At 62.7% G+C, this 16,249-nt stretch carries 10 protein-coding genes; 3 read left to right on the top strand and 7 right to left on the bottom strand.

Annotation, left to right across the window (positions count from 1 at the left end):
* Positions 1 to 70 precede the first annotated feature (70 nt).
* The 3 genes from A0O30_RS18750 (at position 71) to A0O30_RS18740 (ending at position 2,363) form a co-directional block, all read left to right on the top strand.
* Positions 71 to 718 (top strand): DUF1345 domain-containing protein, encoded by a 648-nt coding sequence (locus A0O30_RS18750; RefSeq protein ID WP_105947485.1) that lies wholly within the window; start codon positions 71 to 73, stop codon positions 716 to 718.
* Positions 719 to 840: 122 nt separating this feature from the next.
* The gene (locus tag A0O30_RS18745) at positions 841 to 1,725 is read left to right on the top strand and encodes an RHS repeat-associated core domain-containing protein (protein ID WP_371921630.1); all 885 of its coding nucleotides are present in this window, start codon (positions 841 to 843) and stop codon (positions 1,723 to 1,725) included.
* 377 nt (positions 1,726 to 2,102) lie between these two features.
* A complete protein-coding gene (locus A0O30_RS18740; RefSeq protein ID WP_019098363.1) occupies positions 2,103 to 2,363 on the top strand; it encodes a DUF1652 domain-containing protein in 261 nt (86 codons plus the stop codon).
* Here A0O30_RS18740 and A0O30_RS18735 read toward each other — a convergent pair.
* The 7 genes from A0O30_RS18735 to A0O30_RS18705 form a co-directional block, all read right to left on the bottom strand.
* Positions 2,360 to 4,447, bottom strand: coding sequence for a bifunctional diguanylate cyclase/phosphodiesterase (locus A0O30_RS18735; protein ID WP_105947484.1), 2,088 nt, complete (start codon positions 4,445 to 4,447; stop codon positions 2,360 to 2,362). The two genes, A0O30_RS18740 and A0O30_RS18735, sit on opposite strands and share 4 nt — an antisense overlap.
* Positions 4,448 to 4,728: 281 nt before the next feature.
* Positions 4,729 to 6,219 (bottom strand): efflux transporter outer membrane subunit, encoded by a 1,491-nt coding sequence (locus tag A0O30_RS18730; RefSeq protein WP_105947483.1) that lies wholly within the window; start codon positions 6,217 to 6,219, stop codon positions 4,729 to 4,731.
* Positions 6,216 to 9,323, bottom strand: a complete 3,108-nt coding sequence (locus tag A0O30_RS18725; protein WP_105947482.1) for an efflux RND transporter permease subunit — start codon at positions 9,321 to 9,323, stop codon at positions 6,216 to 6,218. The genes A0O30_RS18730 and A0O30_RS18725 overlap by 4 nt, the downstream gene beginning before the upstream one ends.
* A complete protein-coding gene (locus A0O30_RS18720) occupies positions 9,320 to 12,418 on the bottom strand; it encodes an MdtB/MuxB family multidrug efflux RND transporter permease subunit (protein ID WP_105947481.1) in 3,099 nt (1,032 codons plus the stop codon). The genes A0O30_RS18725 and A0O30_RS18720 overlap by 4 nt, the downstream gene beginning before the upstream one ends.
* On the bottom strand, positions 12,415 to 13,728 hold the full coding sequence (locus A0O30_RS18715) for an MdtA/MuxA family multidrug efflux RND transporter periplasmic adaptor subunit (RefSeq protein ID WP_105947480.1): 1,314 nt from the start codon (positions 13,726 to 13,728) through the stop codon (positions 12,415 to 12,417). The genes A0O30_RS18720 and A0O30_RS18715 overlap by 4 nt, the downstream gene beginning before the upstream one ends.
* 346 nt (positions 13,729 to 14,074) lie before the next feature.
* A complete protein-coding gene (gene tpx, locus A0O30_RS18710; protein WP_105947479.1) occupies positions 14,075 to 14,575 on the bottom strand; it encodes a thiol peroxidase in 501 nt (166 codons plus the stop codon).
* Positions 14,576 to 14,741: 166 nt separating this feature from the next.
* Positions 14,742 to 16,022, bottom strand: a complete 1,281-nt coding sequence (locus tag A0O30_RS18705; protein ID WP_060497024.1) for a serine/threonine transporter — start codon at positions 16,020 to 16,022, stop codon at positions 14,742 to 14,744.
* Positions 16,023 to 16,249: the final 227 nt, after the last annotated feature.

Genomic DNA, 16,249 nt, shown 5'->3' with positions numbered 1-16,249 from the left:
AAGGGTGTGCGATGGGTGCCAGCAAAGAACAAGCTAGAGTAGAGACCATACCCACAGTGAATGAGGCCCCATGGCTTTCCACCGCCTGACCCGTACCCACCCTCGCCTGAGCTTCGCCGCAGCGGCAGGCCTGATTGGTGCCTGGCTGATCCCTGCCGGTGACGCCGTGCAACACATCCTCGCTGGCTGGAACCTGGGCGTGTGGCTGTACCTGGCGCTGGTGCTGTACCTGAGCTGGGGCGCCAGCCCGGAAAAGGTCCGCAAGGTTGCCCGCGTCGAAGACGAAAACGCAGGCTTGGTCCTGCTCACCGTGTGCATTTCCGCCATCGCCAGCCTCGCCGCAGTCACCCTGCAACTGGTGTCCAGCCGGGGGCTGCAAGGCGCAGACCTGGCCCTGCACTACCTCTACACCGGCCTGACCGTGGCCGGTTCCTGGCTGCTGATTGGTTGCATCTTCAGCCTGCATTACGCCCGGCTGTTCTATACCGGGCAGAATCACGAGCCACCGCTGCGCTTCGCCGATGGCGAGCGCAACCCGGACTATTGGGACTTTCACTACTTCTCGTTCACCATCAGCGTGGCGGTGCAAACGTCAGATGTGGGGGTTGCCGGCAGGCGGCTACGGCGGATCGTGCTGGCGCATTCCATTGTGGGCTTCGTGTTCAACACGGCTATTTTAGGTTTCACTATCAACATTGCTGCCGGGCTCCTCGGTTGAGCCACTATCACCAATACCCTTACCTGCATAGCTAATATTTCTACCAGTAGACCCGATGAAAAAATCGGCTTACTTTTCTTGCGACGCAAATAATTACAGCACATGAATACGGCCGACTTCCCATGGACAAAAACAGATATTTTTACAAAAACGGGATGTTGGTTACTGAAACAGGCACTTCATCGAAGCAGTATTTACGTGCACGCGGAGTAACCTTCGGCCAGAGAAATTCGGGCTCCACCGCATGGCACCTGCCACACTGTGATAGTGCGACGACTGTGCTAGGCTTCTCGCCTGCCCCCTCAAGATGCAGATACTCAGCCTATGGTTTTCGAGAAGCGAACGCGAATATGCCTGCCCTCGGTTTTACTGGCCAGCGCCTCGAAAAGGTCACTGGATGCTACCCTTTGGGCAACGGGCATCGGTTCTATTCGCCATTGCTGATGCGCTTCATTCAGGCAGATGCGTTATCACCGTTTTCCGCTGGCGGAATGAACGCATACGCTTACTGCCAGAACGACCCCATTAATCGCCACGATCCAAGCGGACGATTCTTCGAGTGGCTTAGGCAACGTGTATCCAGATTAAACCGCTGGCTTTCTCCGCAAACGCCAACGCCATCCAGACGAAGCTCATTGAGCCAACAAGACACCACCATAGACATAGGCACGCCAACACCGCCGCCATCCAGACGAAACTCATTGACCCCAGAGCCAACACCCCAGATCGACAGGCTCGGCCAGGCCGCACTCGATTACGCATACGATGTAATCGATAATGCTATGGATGACTTGATGCGCGTCCAAAGCCGCATTGCACGGCAATGGGACAGGCTTCCGCGACCAGTCCGATCGGCGATTACATTCATTGCCTATGGGCCACGATTTAACCAGCGCCAGGAAGACGTCCAAGTAGGGACTTTCGATGGCAGACGTTTTCTTCCTGCCCCTACTGCAGCGACGGACGTATCAGGCGATATAAGAACTGGCTCCTTTGTGCCTGTATAACCAGTCGCCTTCTATACTCACAACCTGACACCCGAACAACGTCTCGCACTTAACCTGTACTGAATATTTTTATTCCCGGTGAACCCATTCACACAGAGTCACTACGACCGTTTGTCTGAAAGGCAGTAGTAATAATGTCGAGCACAGCGATCGGACCTCAAGGACATGCCCGCTCCGATTGTCCGAGGAACACGTTTGCCATGGGGACATCGGAGAAGCTGCCTCCATGGCAAGAGTGTGACCGCTGTCATGCATTGGCACATTTGTCGTATTTGCAACCGAGAATCACGCGTGGCAGCTGCTATGTTTACATTCCCGGCAGCCGCATCGATGTGGCCATCCGCTCATCACGTCCAGGCACGGACAAGGAGGCAGGCATGAACAAGATGACGTTCCCCAACGCCTGCCAGGTGATGCGCTGGCATTTCCACCCGCTGGGCTTCGAGGCCATCATGGATGCGCCACGCAGCATGGTCGCACGGCTCTTCGACCGCGCCACCGGCGAAACGCTACTGGCCATAGCCGGTATCCCCTGCACAGCCGTCATGGCTGCCGCCGACGTTGAACGCATCATCGAAGCCGTCGAGGCGGAGATGGACGCGTTCATACCCAGCTTCACCTTGCGCGACGCGGTTTAACCCGCCGCCGCGTCCTGCTGACGCAATGCCTGCAACTTGCTCATGAACTGTTCGGCGGGCACTGGCTGGCCCAGCAGGTAGCCTTGCAGCGAATCACACCCCAGTCGGGTCAGGAAGTCTTGCTGCTTGTCGGTCTCCACCCCTTCGGCAACGATGCGCAGGCCCAGCGCTTGGCCGAGGGCGACGATAGCCGAAACAATCGCCGCATCGTCACTGTCCTGCTCCAGGTCACGCACGAAGCCACGGTCGATTTTCAGTTCGTTGGCCGGCAGGCGCTTGAGGTACATCAGGCTGGAGTAGCCGGTGCCAAAGTCATCGATGGACAGGTCCACCCCCATGTCGGACAGGCGTTGCAGCACGGTCAAGCTGGCATCGGCGTCGTGCATGGCGGTGGTTTCGGTGATTTCCAGGGTCAGGCAGTTGGCCGGCAGGCCGTTCTGTTGCAGGGCCCGGGCCACGCTCTCGACCAGCCCGGCATGGCAGAACTGGATGGCCGACAGGTTCACGGCCATGCGCCAGCCTTGATGCCCTTGGTCCAGCCACTGGCGCATCTGCCGGCAGGCTTCGTCCAGCACCCACTCGCCGATAGGAATGATCAGGCCGGTTTTCTCTGCCAGGCCAATGAAACGGTCAGGCAGCAGTAGCCCTTGTTGCGGGTGCTCCCAGCGCAGCAAGGCCTCGGCACCGATCGGCTGACAGGCCTGGGCGTCGAACTTGGGCTGGTAGTGCAACCGGAACTGGCGCTGCTCCAGCGCCTGGCGCAGGTCCTGCAGCAGTTGCAGTTGCTGGCGGGCGTTGCTGTTCATCGACACGTCGAAGAAGCTGTAGCCGTTCTTGCCGGCGCTTTTGGCGTGGTACATGGCGGCGTCGGCATTGCGCAGCAGCTCGTGCTGGTCCTGGCCGTTGCCCGGATACAGGACAATGCCCAGGCTCGCCGACAGTTGCAGGTCGTGTTCGGCCACGCGGAATGGCCGCGACACCAGGTTGACCTGCTTGACCGCCACGTCCATGGCATCGTTCGGCTCCTGCAATTCCACCAGCAGCACGAACTCGTCACCGCCGATGCGCGCCAACGTGTCCTGGCTGTGCAAGTGGCCGCGCAGCCGCCCCGCCACGGCCTTGAGCAGCAGGTCGCCAATGTGGTGACCAAAGGCATCATTGACCGGTTTGAAACCGTCCAGGTCAATGAACATCAGGGCAAAACAGCCGCCCTGCTCCGCCACCTTGGCAATGGCCTGCTCGATGCGGTCGGCCAGCAAGGTGCGGTTTGGCAGATCGGTCAGGGTATCGTGCAGGGCCAGCTGGGTCAGCTCCTGGTTGGCCAGGGTCAGCGAACGGGCCAGCTCGGCGGTGCGCGCCTCCAGGCGCGCGTCCAGCACCGAGGTGAGCAAGGCCACGGCCAACACCGCCAAGGTAGTGATCAACACCAGGTAAACCAGGCTGTCGCCCTGCAACCCACCTGCCAGTGCACCGCAGAAACTGCCTTCGGGGAAGTTCGCCGCCGCCATGCCGGTGTAGTGCATGCCGACGATGGCAAACCCCATCACCACGGCCGCCAGCCCGCGGATCTGCCGCACGTAGGGGGTGTGTTTGCGCAGACGGAAGGCGATCCACAACGCCGCCGCAGACGCACCCACGGCAATCAGCAGCGAGGCGCCAAACAGCGTCGGGTCATAGTCGATGCCCGGCAGCATGCGCAGCGCGGCCATGCCGGTGTAGTGCATGCAGGCGATGCCGGCGCCCATGATCAGCGCGCCGAAGCCCAGTTGCAGGCACGGCAGGCTCGGCTGGCTCACCAGCCACAGGGCAAAGCCCGAGGACAGCACGGCGATCAGCAGCGAGAACGCGGTAAGCGCCAGGTCATAACCCAGGTCGACAGGCAGGCTGAAGGCGAGCATGCCGATAAAGTGCATCGACCACACGCCGATGCCCATGGCCAACGCGCCGCCCCCCATCCACAAGTAGGCAGCCCGGCCCTTGGCCGTGGCGATGCGGCCGGTCAGGTCAAGGGCGGTATAAGACGCCAGAATCGCCACGCACAGCGAAATCAGCACCAGCGAAGAGGAGTAGCTACCGGTCAGCATTGGGAGTTCCAGCGACGGGACAGGGGGCCCGGCAAAAGCTGACGATTGTACTCAAGCTTAAGCGAAACGCACGGGGTTTTTGCGAATGGGAATGGATCCAATGAATCCCTTCATACGATCATCCGGCCATGCTCAGCAGTTGGGTTGTGTTGCCTGCACCGGCCCCATCGCCGGCAAGCCAGCTCCCACAGGTACTGCGCATGGCTTGAAGCCGATGCAATCGAGGTGGGAGCTGGCTTGCCGGCGATGGGGCCAGTACAGGCAACACAAAAGGGAGGGGGTCAATCCTGCTCGGCAAAGGCTTGCTCGGCATCCCAGCCGCCACCCAACGCCGCCACCAGTTGCACACTGGCTACCAATCGCCCTTGCAGCAGGTTCAACACACTGCGCTCGCTGCTCAACGCCGTGGTCTGCACGTTCACCACATCCAGGTAGCCGATCAACCCTGCGCGGTACTGGTTCTCGGTCAGGCGCAGCGACTCACGGGCGGCATCCAGCGCCTCTTGGCGCACCACCGCTTCATCGCCGTACACCTTCAACTGCACCAGCAGGTTTTCCACTTCCTTGAAGCCGTCGAGCACGGTCTGGCGGTATTGCGCCACGGTCTGGTCATACGCGGCCACCGTGCGGTCCACCTCGGCGCTGCGCTTGCCGGCGTCGAACAGGGTCAGCGCCAGTTGCGGGCCTACCGACCAGTAGCGGTTGGGCAGCTCGATCCAGTTGCTGAAGCTGCTGCTGGAATAGCCGCCACTCATGCTCAGGCTGAGGTCCGGGAAATACGCCGCCCGCGACACGCCGATGTTGGCATTGGCGGCCATCACGTTACGCTCGGCGGCAGCGATATCCGGGCGCCGTTCCAGCAACTGCGAAGGCAGCGAAACCGGGATTTGCGGCAGCGCGGGAATGTCCTTGCTGTCGGCCAGAGCAAAGTCGGCCGGGGTTTTGCCCAGCAGCACGGCAATGGCATTCTCGAACTGCGCGCGCTGCCAGATCAGGTCGATCAGGTCAGCCTGGGTACTCTTGAGCTGGGTACGTGCCTGCGCCACCGCATCTGGCCCGGCGACGCCGGCGCGATACTGGTTTTCGTTCATCCGCAACGAGCGCTCGTAGGCCGCCACAGTGGCTTCCAGCAGGCGCTTTTGCTCGTCTATCACCCGCAGTTGCAGGTAGTTCTGCACCAGCTCCGATTGCTGGCTCAAACGAATCGACGCGAGGTCGGCGAAGCTGGCTTCGGCACTGGCCTCGTTGGCATTCATGGTTTCGCGCAGCTTGCCCCACAGGTCGATCTCCCAGCTCACGCCCAACTGCGCGTTGTAGGTGTTGCGAATACCGCTGCTGTTGTTGGACAAGCTCGAACTGGAACTGCCGGTGCCCTGGGCCGAGCGGTTCTTGCTGGCGTTCAGGTCCAGGCTGGGGAACAACGCCGCGCGGCTGCTGCGCACCAGCGCCTGGGCCTGGCGGTACTGGGCTTCGGATTGCGCTACGGTCTGGTTGCTGCGGTTCAGTTCCACAACCAGCGCATTGAGCCCGGCATCGCCGTAGATTTCCCACCAGGCGCCGCGGGCGATGGCGTCGGATGGCGCGGCCTGGGTCCAGCCTTCGGCGTGCTTGAACTGCGCCGCCAAGCTTTTCAGTTCGGGGCGATGGTAGTCCGGGCTCAGGGTACAGGCACTGAGCAGGGCCACGCACAACCCGGCGCCGAGCAGGCGCGAGCCACGCCCACGGGTCAGCGTTTGCAGGGCACGATGAAGTGGGGTCTGGGCAAAAGTCATAGCGGGTTTTCCAGGGCGGCGTCGGTGCGCACGCCGCGCCAACGGTTGAAACGGTGGCGCAGGCGGTCCAGGTACAGGTAGACCACCGGCGTCGTATAAAGGGTGAGGATCTGGCTGAACACCAGGCCACCAATGATGGTCAGGCCCAGCGGCTGGCGCATTTCCGCGCCCTCGGCGTGGCTCAGCAGCAGCGGCAAGGCGCCAAGAATGGCCGCCAGGGTGGTCATCAGGATCGGCCGCAGGCGCAGCAGACAAGCCCGGCGAATTGACTCCTCGGGGGACAGCCCCTGGTGGCGCTCCAGCTGCAAGGCCAGGTCGATCATCAGGATGGCGTTTTTCTTCACCACGCCAATCAGCAGGAACAGCCCCAGCAGCGAGATCAGGCTGAACTCGCCCCCCGTGACGTACAACGCGAGCAAGGCCCCGACACCGGCTGAAGGCAGTGTCGAAAGAATGGTCAGCGGGTGAATGTAGCTTTCGTACAGGATGCCCAGCACCAGGTACACCAGCACCAGCGCACCGAGGATCATGAACGGCTGGCCTTCCTGGGTCTTGGCAAAGGCATCGGCAGTGCCACCCAGCTTGGCGATCACTTCCTCAGGCAAGCCCAACTTGGCCACCGCGCGCTCCAGCGCAGCCATGGCCTGGTCGGGGCTGTAGCCTTCCGCGACGTCGAAGGCAATGTCTTCGGAGGCGAACTGGCCTTCGTGGCTGACGCGGTCGTTGGCCAGGCTGTTTTCGTAGTGGGCGATGGTGGACAGCGGCACACGGGCGCCGTCGGCGGTGATCACCTGCACTTGCTCCAGGGTACTTGGGTCCCAGGCGTATTTCGGGTTGATCTCCAGCACCACCTGATACTGGTTGAGGCTGTCGTAGATGGTGGAGATCTGCCGCTGGCTGTAGGCGTTGTTCAACACCGTGGTAACCATGTCCATGTCGATGCCCAGGCGCTTGGCCTGGTCGCGGTCGACCACCAGGGTCACCTGCTGGGTGCCGGCACCGTCACGCGCATCGATAGCGGTGAGCTCCGGCAGTGCACGCACGGCTGCGACCACTTTCGGGAACCACTCACGCAGCGCTGCCAGGTCGCCACTCTGCAGGGTATACAGGTACTGCGACGAGTTCTGGTCACGGCCACCGCCGCCCAGTTGCAGGTCCTGGTCGGCCATCAGGAACAGGCGCCCGCCAGGCACTTTGGGCATTTCCTTGCGCAGGCGCTCGATCACCTTCTGCGCATCGATCTTGCGCTCGCTGATCGGTTTCAGGCGCACCAGCACCATGGCGTTGTTGGTACCGCTGTTGCCACCGATGAAACCTGCAACGCTCTGCACTGCCGGGTCGGCGAGCAAAGCACGGCGGTAAATTTCCATCTTCGGCTGCATCACGGTGAACGACAGCCCGTCGTCACCACGGATGAAGCCCATCAGCTGGCCGGTGTCCTGCTGCGGCATCAACGTCTTTGGCACCACGACGTACAGCGCGATGTTGATGCCGATGGTGGCCAACAGGCTGAGCAGGGTCAGGCGCTTGTGGCGCAGGGCCCAGCCCAGGCTGCGGTCGTAGACGTTAACCATGCGCTGGTGCAGTTTGTCGCTCCAGCGTTGCAGGCGTGTCTGCTCGGCCTGATGCGGTTTGAGCCAGCGGGCGCAGAGCATGGGCGTCAGGGTCAGCGATACCACCAGCGACACGATGATCGCCGTCGCCAGGGTGATGGAAAACTCCTGGAACAGGTTGCGCACAATGCCGCCCATGAACAGGATGGAGACGAACACCGCCACCAGCGACACGTTCATCGACAGCAAGGTGAAGCCTACTTCCTTGGCGCCGAGGAAGGCCGCCTTCATCGGCGGCTGGCCGTCCTCGATGTGCCGCGAGATGTTTTCCAGCACCACGATGGCATCGTCCACCACCAGGCCGGTGGCCAGAATCAGCGCCATCAGCGACAGGTTGTTCAGCGAGAAACCGCACAGGTACATGACCGCGAACGTGCCCACCAGCGACACCGGCACGGCCAGGCTGGGGATCAGCGAGGCGCGCAGGCTGCCGAGGAACAGGTACACCACCAGGATCACCAGCACCACCGCAATCAGCAGGGTGTGCTCGGCCTCTTTCAGGGTGGCCTTGATCACGGGCGAGCGGTCCATGGCCACGTTCAGTTGCACGCTGGCTGGCAACAACGACTGCAGGGCCGGCAGCTGTGCCTTGATCTGGTCAACCGTTTCGATGATGTTGGCGCCGGTCTGGCGGTTGACCACCAGCAGCACGGCCGCCTGGTCATTGAAGAAGCCGCTGTTGTAGCGGTTCTCGACGCCGTCGGTGATGGTCGCCACGTCGGACAGGCGCAGGATGGTACCGTTCTGCTGGCGGATCACCACCGGCTCGTAGTCCTTGGCCGTTTCCAGCTGGTCGTTGGCGCGCACCTGCCAGTTGCGCTCGGCGTCCTCGACAAAGCCCATGGGGCGACGCTGGTTGGCGTTGGACACCGCCGTGCGCACTTCGTCCAGCGACAGGTTGTACTGGTTGAGCAGCTGCGGCTCGACGGCGATGCGCACCGCCGGCAGCGAGCTGCCGCCGATCTGCACCTCCCCTACCCCCGACACCTGGGCCAGGCTCTGCGACAGGATGGTGTCGGCCAGGTCGTACAACTGGCCTTTCTGCAGCACATCCGAGGTCAGCGACAGCACCATGATCGGCGCCTGGGACGGGTTGATCTTCTTGTAGGTGGGCATGCTGCGCATGCCACTGGGCAGCAGGTTGCGGGTAGCGTTGATCGCCGCCTGCACCTCGCGCGCCGCACCGTCGATGTCACGGCCCATCTCGAAACCGATGATCACCCGGGTCGAGCCCTGGTTGGAGCTGCTGGTCAGCGTGGTGACGCCGGCGATGCTGCCCAGCTTACGCTCCAGTGGCGTGGCCACGGTAGACGCCATGACCTCGGGGCTGGCCCCGGACAGGTTGGCCGACACCACGATCACCGGGAAGTCCATTTCCGGCAGCGGCGCAACCGGCAGCAGCTTGAAGCTGACGCCGCCCAGCAGCATGATCGCCAGGCTCAACAGCATGGTCGCCACCGGGCGACGGATGAAAGGACCGGACAGGTTCATGCCTCGGCCTGCTTCGCGTCAGTGGCCGGGCGCCAGCGGCGGGCCAGGCGGTCGAAGTAGAGGTAGATGACCGGGGTGGTGAACAGCGTCAGCACCTGGCTGACCAGCAACCCGCCCACCATCACCAGGCCCAGAGGCTGGCGCAGCTCGGCGCCGGAACCGGTAGCGAGCATCAGCGGCACGGCACCGAACAGCGCGGCCAGGGTGGTCATCAGGATCGGCCGGAAGCGCAGCAGCGCCGCCTGGTAGATGGCATCGCGCGGGCTCATGCCTTGGTGGCGCTCGGCCTCCAGGGCGAAGTCGATCATCATGATCGCGTTCTTCTTGACGATACCGATCAGCAGGATGATACCGATGATGGCGATCATGCCCAGGTCGCTGCCGCTGATGAGCAGAGCCAGCAAAGCGCCCACTGCTGCCGACGGCAAGGTCGAGAGGATGGTCACCGGGTGAATGTAGCTTTCGTACAGCACGCCCAGCACGATGTACATGGTCACCACCGCCGCCAGGATCAGCAGCAAGGTGCTCGACAGCGATGCCTGGAAGGCCTCCGCCGCACCCTGGAAGCGGATTTGCACACCCAACGGCATGCCGATGTCCTTCTGCACCTGCTCGATCACCTGCACGGCTTCACCCAGCGATGCACCGTGAGCCAGGTTGAACGACAGGGTCACCGCCGGGAACTGGCCAATGTGGGAAATGGCCAACTGGGCCTGGCGCTGCTCGATACGCGCCAGCGCCGACAGGCGCACCTGGCCGCCATCGGTGGCTTTGACGTGAATCGACTCCAGCGCTTGCGGGCCGATAACTGCCGCGTCCTGCGACTGCAGTACCACACGGTACTGGCTGGCCTGGGTGTAGATGGTGGAGATCTGCCGTTGGCCAAAGGCGTCATACAGGGCGTTGGTGATCTGCGACACCGTGATGCCCAGGCGGCTGGCCATGTCACGGTCAATCACCAGGTAGACCTGCAAGCCTTTGTCCTGCAGGTCGCTGGCCACGTCGGCCAGTTCGGGGCGTTGCTGCAGCGCCTGTACCAGCTTGCTGCTCCATTGCGCCAACAGGTCGGCGTCGGGCGACGACAGGCTGAACTGGTACTGGGTGCGGCTGACACGGTCTTCGATACTCAGGTCCTGCACCGGCTGCATGAACAGGCGGATACCCACCAGCCGGTCGAGTTGCGGCTGCAGACGGCTGATGACCTCGCTGGCGGTGACATCCCGTTCGCCATGGGGCTTGAGGTTGATCAGCAGGCGGCCACTGTTGAGCGTGGCGTTATCGCCATCGACGCCGATGTAGGACGACAGGCTCTGCACGGCAGGGTCCTGCAGGATCACTTTGCTCAGGGCCTGCTGGCGTTCGCTCATGGCGGCAAACGAGGTGGATTGCGGCGCTTCGGAGATACCCTGGATGACCCCGGTGTCCTGCACCGGGAAGAAGCCCTTGGGTACCACCATGTACAGGAACACCGTCAGCGCCAGGCTGGCCACGGCGACCAGCAAGGTCAACGGCTGGTGCTTCAGCACCCATTGCAGGGCACTGCCGTAGTGCTTGATCAGCCAGTCGATCCAGGCACCACTGGCACGGTAGAAGCGCCCCTGCTCTTCTTCCTTGGGCTCGCGCTTGAGCAGCCGGGCGCACATCATCGGCGTCAGGGTCAGCGACACCACCAGGGAAATCAGGATGGCCACCGCCAGGGTAATGGCGAACTCGCGGAACAGCCGGCCGACGACATCGGCCATGAACAGCAGCGGGATCAGTACCGCGATCAGCGAGAAGGTCAGGGAAATCAGGGTGAAGCCGATTTGCCGGGCGCCCTTGAGCGCTGCCTGCATGGGCGTCTCGCCCTCTTCGATATGCCGCGAGATGTTTTCCAGCATCACGATGGCATCATCGACCACAAAGCCCGTGGCGATGGTCAGGGCCATCAGCGTCAGGTTGTTGACCGAAAAGCCGGCCAGGTACATCACGCCGAAGGTGCCGATCAGCGACAAAGGCACGGCAATCGAAGGGATAATGGTGGCACTGAAGCGGCGCAGGAAGAGGAAGGTGACCATCACCACCAGGGCGATGGCGATCAGCAGTTCGTGCTGTACGTCCTTCACGGCAGCGCGGATGGTCTGGGTGCGGTCGGTGAGCACCGACACATCCAGACCGGCCGGCAGGTTGTCGGTAATCGACGGCAACAGTTCCTTGATGCGGTCGACCACTTCGATCACGTTGGCGCCCGGCTGACGCTGGATATTCAACAGCACCGCATGGTTTTCGTTGGCCCAGGCAGCCAGGCGCTCGTTCTCCGCGCCGTCGACGATTTCGGCCACGTCTTTCAGGCGCAGCGGCGCACCGTTGTTGTAGGCCAGGATCAGGTTGGCGTATTCCTCGGGGGAACGCAGCTGGTCGTTGGCATCGAGCATCGACACCCGGGTCGGGCCGTCGAAGTTGCCCTTGGGCTGGTTGACGTTGGACGCGCCAATCAGCGTGCGCACGTCATCCAGGTTCAGGCCGTTGGCGGCCAAGGCATCGACGTTGACCTTGATGCGCACTGCCTGGCGCTGGCCGCCGGCAATGCTGACCATGCCCACGCCACTGATCTGCGCGAGCTTTTGCGCCACGCGGGTGTCGACCAGGTCGTTGAGCTTGGGCAGCGGCATGGTCTTGCTGGAAATGGCCAGGGTCAGCACCGGGGTGTCGGCCGGGTTGACCTTGTTGTACACCGGTGGCGCTGGCAGGTCGCTGGGCAGCAGGTTGCTGGCGGCGTTGATCGCGGCCTGCACCTGTTGCTCGGCAACGTCCATGTTCATGTCGAGGTTGAAGCGCAAGGTCAGCACCGACGCGCCGCCGGAGCTGGTCGAGGCCATTTGCTCAAGGCCAGGCATCTGCCCGAACTGGCGCTCCAGCGGTGCGGTGACTGCACTGGTCATGACCTGCGGGCTGGCGCCGGGGTACAGGGTCATGACGCGGATGGTCGGGTAATCCACCTGCGGCAAGGCGGAAACCGGCAGCAGCTTGTAGGCGATCAGGCCGGCCAGAACGATGGCCAGCATGCTCAGCGTGGTGGCGACCGGCCGCAGAATGAACAGACGCGAGAGGTTCATGCGCCCGCCTTGCCTGCTGCTTTGCCAGGTTGTGCCTCACCGGTTTGCGCCGAACCTTTGGCCTCTTGCCCTTGCAGGTGCTGGCCCGGGGTGGTCGGCACTTGCGAGCTGTCTTCGACCACTTCGACCTTGGTGCCTTCGCGCAGGCGGTCGGTACCTTCCAGCACCAGCCGGTCACCGGCCTTCAGGCCGTCAAGAATGACGCTGTTCTCGCCATCGCTGGCGCCCACCTTGAGCTTGCGCACGTTAACCGTGTTCTCGGCATTGACCACGTAGGCGAAGCTACCGTCGTTGCCGAACTGGATGGCCGCCGCCGGGGCCATGACCACCTGCTTGAGGGTATCGGCCAGCAAGCGCACGTTGACGAACTGGTTGGGGAACAGGGCCAGGTCCTTGTTCTCGAAGCGGCCTTTGAACTTGAGGGTGCCGGTGGTGGTGTCGATCTGGTTGTCGATGCTGCCCAGCACGCCGGTAGATTGCAGTTTGCTGTCACTGCGGTCCCAGGCCTCGACCGGCAGGCTGGCGCCGCTGCGATAGCGCTCCAGCACGGTGCTCAGCTCGGTTTCCGGCAGGGTGAAGGCGACGTTGATCGGCTCGGTCTGGGTGATGACTACCAGTGCGGTGGTGTCGTTGGCCGCCACCAGGTTGCCCAGGTCAAGCTGACGCAGGCCGACACGGCCGCTGATCGGCGCACGGATCTGGGTGAAGTCGAGGTTCAGGCGGGCATCGTTGACCTGGGCCTGGTTGGTCTTGACCAGCCCCTGGAATTGCGCCACCTGTGCTTCGGCGGTGTCGAGGGTTTGCTTGGCGATGCTGTCTTCGGCGTACAGGCCTTTGTAACGGGCCAGGTCGACCTGGGCGTTCTTCAACTGCGCCTGGTTCTGCGCCAAGGTGCCTTCGGCTTGCTGCAGGGCGATGCGGTACGAGCGCGGGTCGATTTCGGCAAGCAAGTCGCCGGCCTTGACCTGCTGGCCTTCCTTGAAGTGGATTTTCACCAGTTCGCCAGCCACGCGGCTGCGTACGTTGACGGTGTTGGTCGCGGTGACCGTGCCCAGGGCCTTGTAGTACAGCGGGAAATCACCCACCCGCACCGGCTCGACGCGCACGGGCACAGCTTCGCTGGAGCCGCCAAAGCCCGGGCGACCGCCCATCATGCCCATGCCCTTGCCGCCGCGCCCGCCGCCGCCACTGGCTTCTTTATGCGCAGGCGTTGCTGCAGGCCACAGCCACCAGGCCAGTGCAGCCACCAGCAGCAGGATCAGCAGGCCGACGAGCCAGCGACGGGGGGAACGGGAATTGGACGCTTGCATGGGTTGAACGAACCTTGTTCGGAATGGCGACTTGGGGAGGGTGAACGATAAGCAATGGCATCGCTTTAGCAAAGGGCCTTTACCAGAGGTTTACCTTAGGCTGACGTTGCCAAGACGCGGAATTTTAAATGAAAACGGCCCGGAACGTATTCCGGGCCGTTACAGGGTGTTGCTTGGAGCGGTGGCGGGCTAGAAGGTTTCTTTTTATGTGCCGGCCTCTTCGCGGGCAAGCCCGCTCCCACAGGTACTGCACAGGTTTCAAAAGCTGTACGATCCCTGTGGGAGCGGGCTTGCCCGCGAAGAGGCCGGCACAGGCAATAAATGCCCGCCCTGCCCCACACAATCCTTACTTCAGTACAGCCAGGGCTGCATCGTAGTTCGGCTCGTCAGCAATTTCGCCAACCAGCTCGCTGTGCAGCACCTTGTCATTCTCGTCCAGCACCACCACGGCGCGGGCAGCCAGGCCGGCCAGCGGGCCGTCGGCGATGGCAACGCCGTAATTTTCGAGGAACTCGCGGCCACGCAGGGTCGACAGGTTCTTCACGTTTTCCAGGCCTTCAGCGCCGCAGAAGCGCGCCTGGGCGAACGGCAGGTCGGCGGAGATGCACAGCACGACAGTGTTGGCGACATCGTTGGCCTGGGCGTTGAACTTGCGCACGGAGGTAGCGCAGGTTGGGGTGTCGACGCTCGGGAAAATGTTCAGCACTTTGCGCTTGCCGGCGAAGTCTTTCAGCGACTTGTCAGCCAGGCCTTCACCGACCAGGGAGAATGCCGGAGCCTGGGCGCCGGCCTGTGGCAGGTTGCCGTTAACCTGAACCGGGCCGCCTTTGAGAGTCACTTGAGCCATGACGAAATCCTTATGCTGGGTTTGAAAAGGACACTGAGTTAAGCATGAAGCCGGCCGGGTGCCTATGGGTCCGGTGAAATTGTTCTATTTCCAGACACTTTTTGTGGACAAAAAAATACCCGGTTTGCGACAGGCAACCCGGGCATTCTTTATTGCAGGAGGCGAATCAGCCCAGCAGGCCGTACACCACCGAAGTCAACGCAACCAAGCCGACCACCACCACGAACACGTTGGAGGCCGCGCCGCTGTACTTGCGCATCGACGGTACACGGTGAATGGCGTACATCGGCATCAGGAACAGCAGCACCGCGAGAATCGGGCCGCCGAGCGACTCGATCATGCCGAGGATGCTCGGGTTGAGGGTGGCAACGATCCAGCACACTACCAGCATCAGCGCAGCGACCACGCGGTCCAGGGTTTTGGCACCCGGACGAGCGCCGGTCTTGGTGATGATGCCTTTCAGCCCTTCGCTGGCACCGATGTAGTGACCCAGGAACGACTTGGCGATAGCCACGAAGGCGATCAGCGGCGCCGCGAACGCAATGGTCGGGTTGCTGAAGTGGTTGGCCAGGTACGACAGGATCGACAGGTTCTGTGCCTTGGCTTCGGCCAGCTGGGCGCTGCTCAGGGTGAGCACGCAGCTGAACACAAAGAACAGCACCATCACCACCATCAGCAGGTGGGCACGGCGCAGGATCTGGCCGCTGCGCTCATCGGCGTGCTCGCCGTAACGGCGCTTCTGGTCCACCGCGAAGGCCGAGATGATCGGCGAGTGGTTGAACGAGAACACCATCACCGGAATGGCCAGCCACAGGGTGTGCAGGAACGCCGAGGCCGGCGGCACCTGGGTGGCGCTGTCGAGGATGCCACCGGTCCAGTGCGGCACTAGGTACAGGCCCAGCAGCGCCAGGGCGACGATGAACGGGTACACCAGCAGGCTCATGACCTTGACCGTGGCCTGCTCGCCGCAACGCACGATGGCCAGCAGGCCGAGGATCAGCACGAACGACAGGATGGCCCGTGGCGGCGGCGCCATGTGCAGCTGGTGCTCCATGAAGCTGGACACGGTGTTGGTCAGCGCCACGCTATAGATAAGCAGGATGGGGAAGATCGCGAAGAAATACAGCACGGTGATCGAGGCACCGGCGGTGCTGCCGAAGTGCTCTTTGACCACCTCGGTGATGTCGCCACCGTTGCGCCCCGACAGGACGAAACGGGTCAGCCCACGGTGGGCAAAGTACGTCATCGGGAAGGCCAGGATGGCCAGGATCAGCAGCGGCCAGAAGCCGCCAAGGCCGGCGTTGATCGGCAGGAACAGGGTTCCGGCGCCGATGGCTGTGCCAAACAGGCCCAGCATCCAGGTAGTGTCGTGACGCGCCCAGCTGCCAAGGGTGGCGGGGGTCGATTCTGCAAAGCGTTGTTCAACGCTTGGGGCCTGCTCATTCATTCCGGGTGAAGCTCCACTCGCAAGACTGCAACAGGCTGAGAATGGCGAAATAGACGTTTCGCCCAACTCAACCGGGGAAGAGGGGCGCGATTGTGCACGGAAAGGTTGCACTTGCGAAGCCCTTTTCCGAGGAGCGGTTGCACTTGTACTTACAAGCGGGGTTTGACCGAGGGCCGCTTCGCGACCCAATCGCCGGCAAGCCAGCTCCCACAGGGACTGCGCATCCC

Source organism: Pseudomonas sp. LLC-1 (genome assembly GCF_002992185.1).
In the GTDB taxonomy this organism is placed as follows: Bacteria; Pseudomonadota; Gammaproteobacteria; order Pseudomonadales; family Pseudomonadaceae; genus Aquipseudomonas; species Aquipseudomonas monteilii.
The sequence above is the reverse complement of the archived record's forward strand: the minus strand, read 5'-3'. Positions and strand labels throughout refer to the sequence as shown.

What these genes read in the sequence shown, in the direction of transcription:
- A0O30_RS18715 (WP_105947480.1), bottom strand. Translation starts at nt 13,728, where the DNA reads ATGCAAGCGTCCAATTCCCGTTCCCCCCGTCGCTGGCTCGTCGGCCTG.
- A0O30_RS18705 (WP_060497024.1), bottom strand. Translation starts at nt 16,022, where the DNA reads ATGAATGAGCAGGCCCCAAGCGTTGAACAACGCTTTGCAGAATCGACC.
- A0O30_RS18745 (WP_371921630.1), top strand. Translation starts at nt 841, where the DNA reads ATGGACAAAAACAGATATTTTTACAAAAACGGGATGTTGGTTACTGAA.
- A0O30_RS18735 (WP_105947484.1), bottom strand. Translation starts at nt 4,447, where the DNA reads ATGCTGACCGGTAGCTACTCCTCTTCGCTGGTGCTGATTTCGCTGTGC.
- A0O30_RS18730 (WP_105947483.1), bottom strand. Translation starts at nt 6,219, where the DNA reads ATGACTTTTGCCCAGACCCCACTTCATCGTGCCCTGCAAACGCTGACC.
- A0O30_RS18740 (WP_019098363.1), top strand. Translation starts at nt 2,103, where the DNA reads ATGAACAAGATGACGTTCCCCAACGCCTGCCAGGTGATGCGCTGGCAT.
- A0O30_RS18750 (WP_105947485.1), top strand. Translation starts at nt 71, where the DNA reads ATGGCTTTCCACCGCCTGACCCGTACCCACCCTCGCCTGAGCTTCGCC.
- tpx (WP_105947479.1), bottom strand. Translation starts at nt 14,575, where the DNA reads ATGGCTCAAGTGACTCTCAAAGGCGGCCCGGTTCAGGTTAACGGCAAC.
- A0O30_RS18720 (WP_105947481.1), bottom strand. Translation starts at nt 12,418, where the DNA reads ATGAACCTCTCGCGTCTGTTCATTCTGCGGCCGGTCGCCACCACGCTG.
- A0O30_RS18725 (WP_105947482.1), bottom strand. Translation starts at nt 9,323, where the DNA reads ATGAACCTGTCCGGTCCTTTCATCCGTCGCCCGGTGGCGACCATGCTG.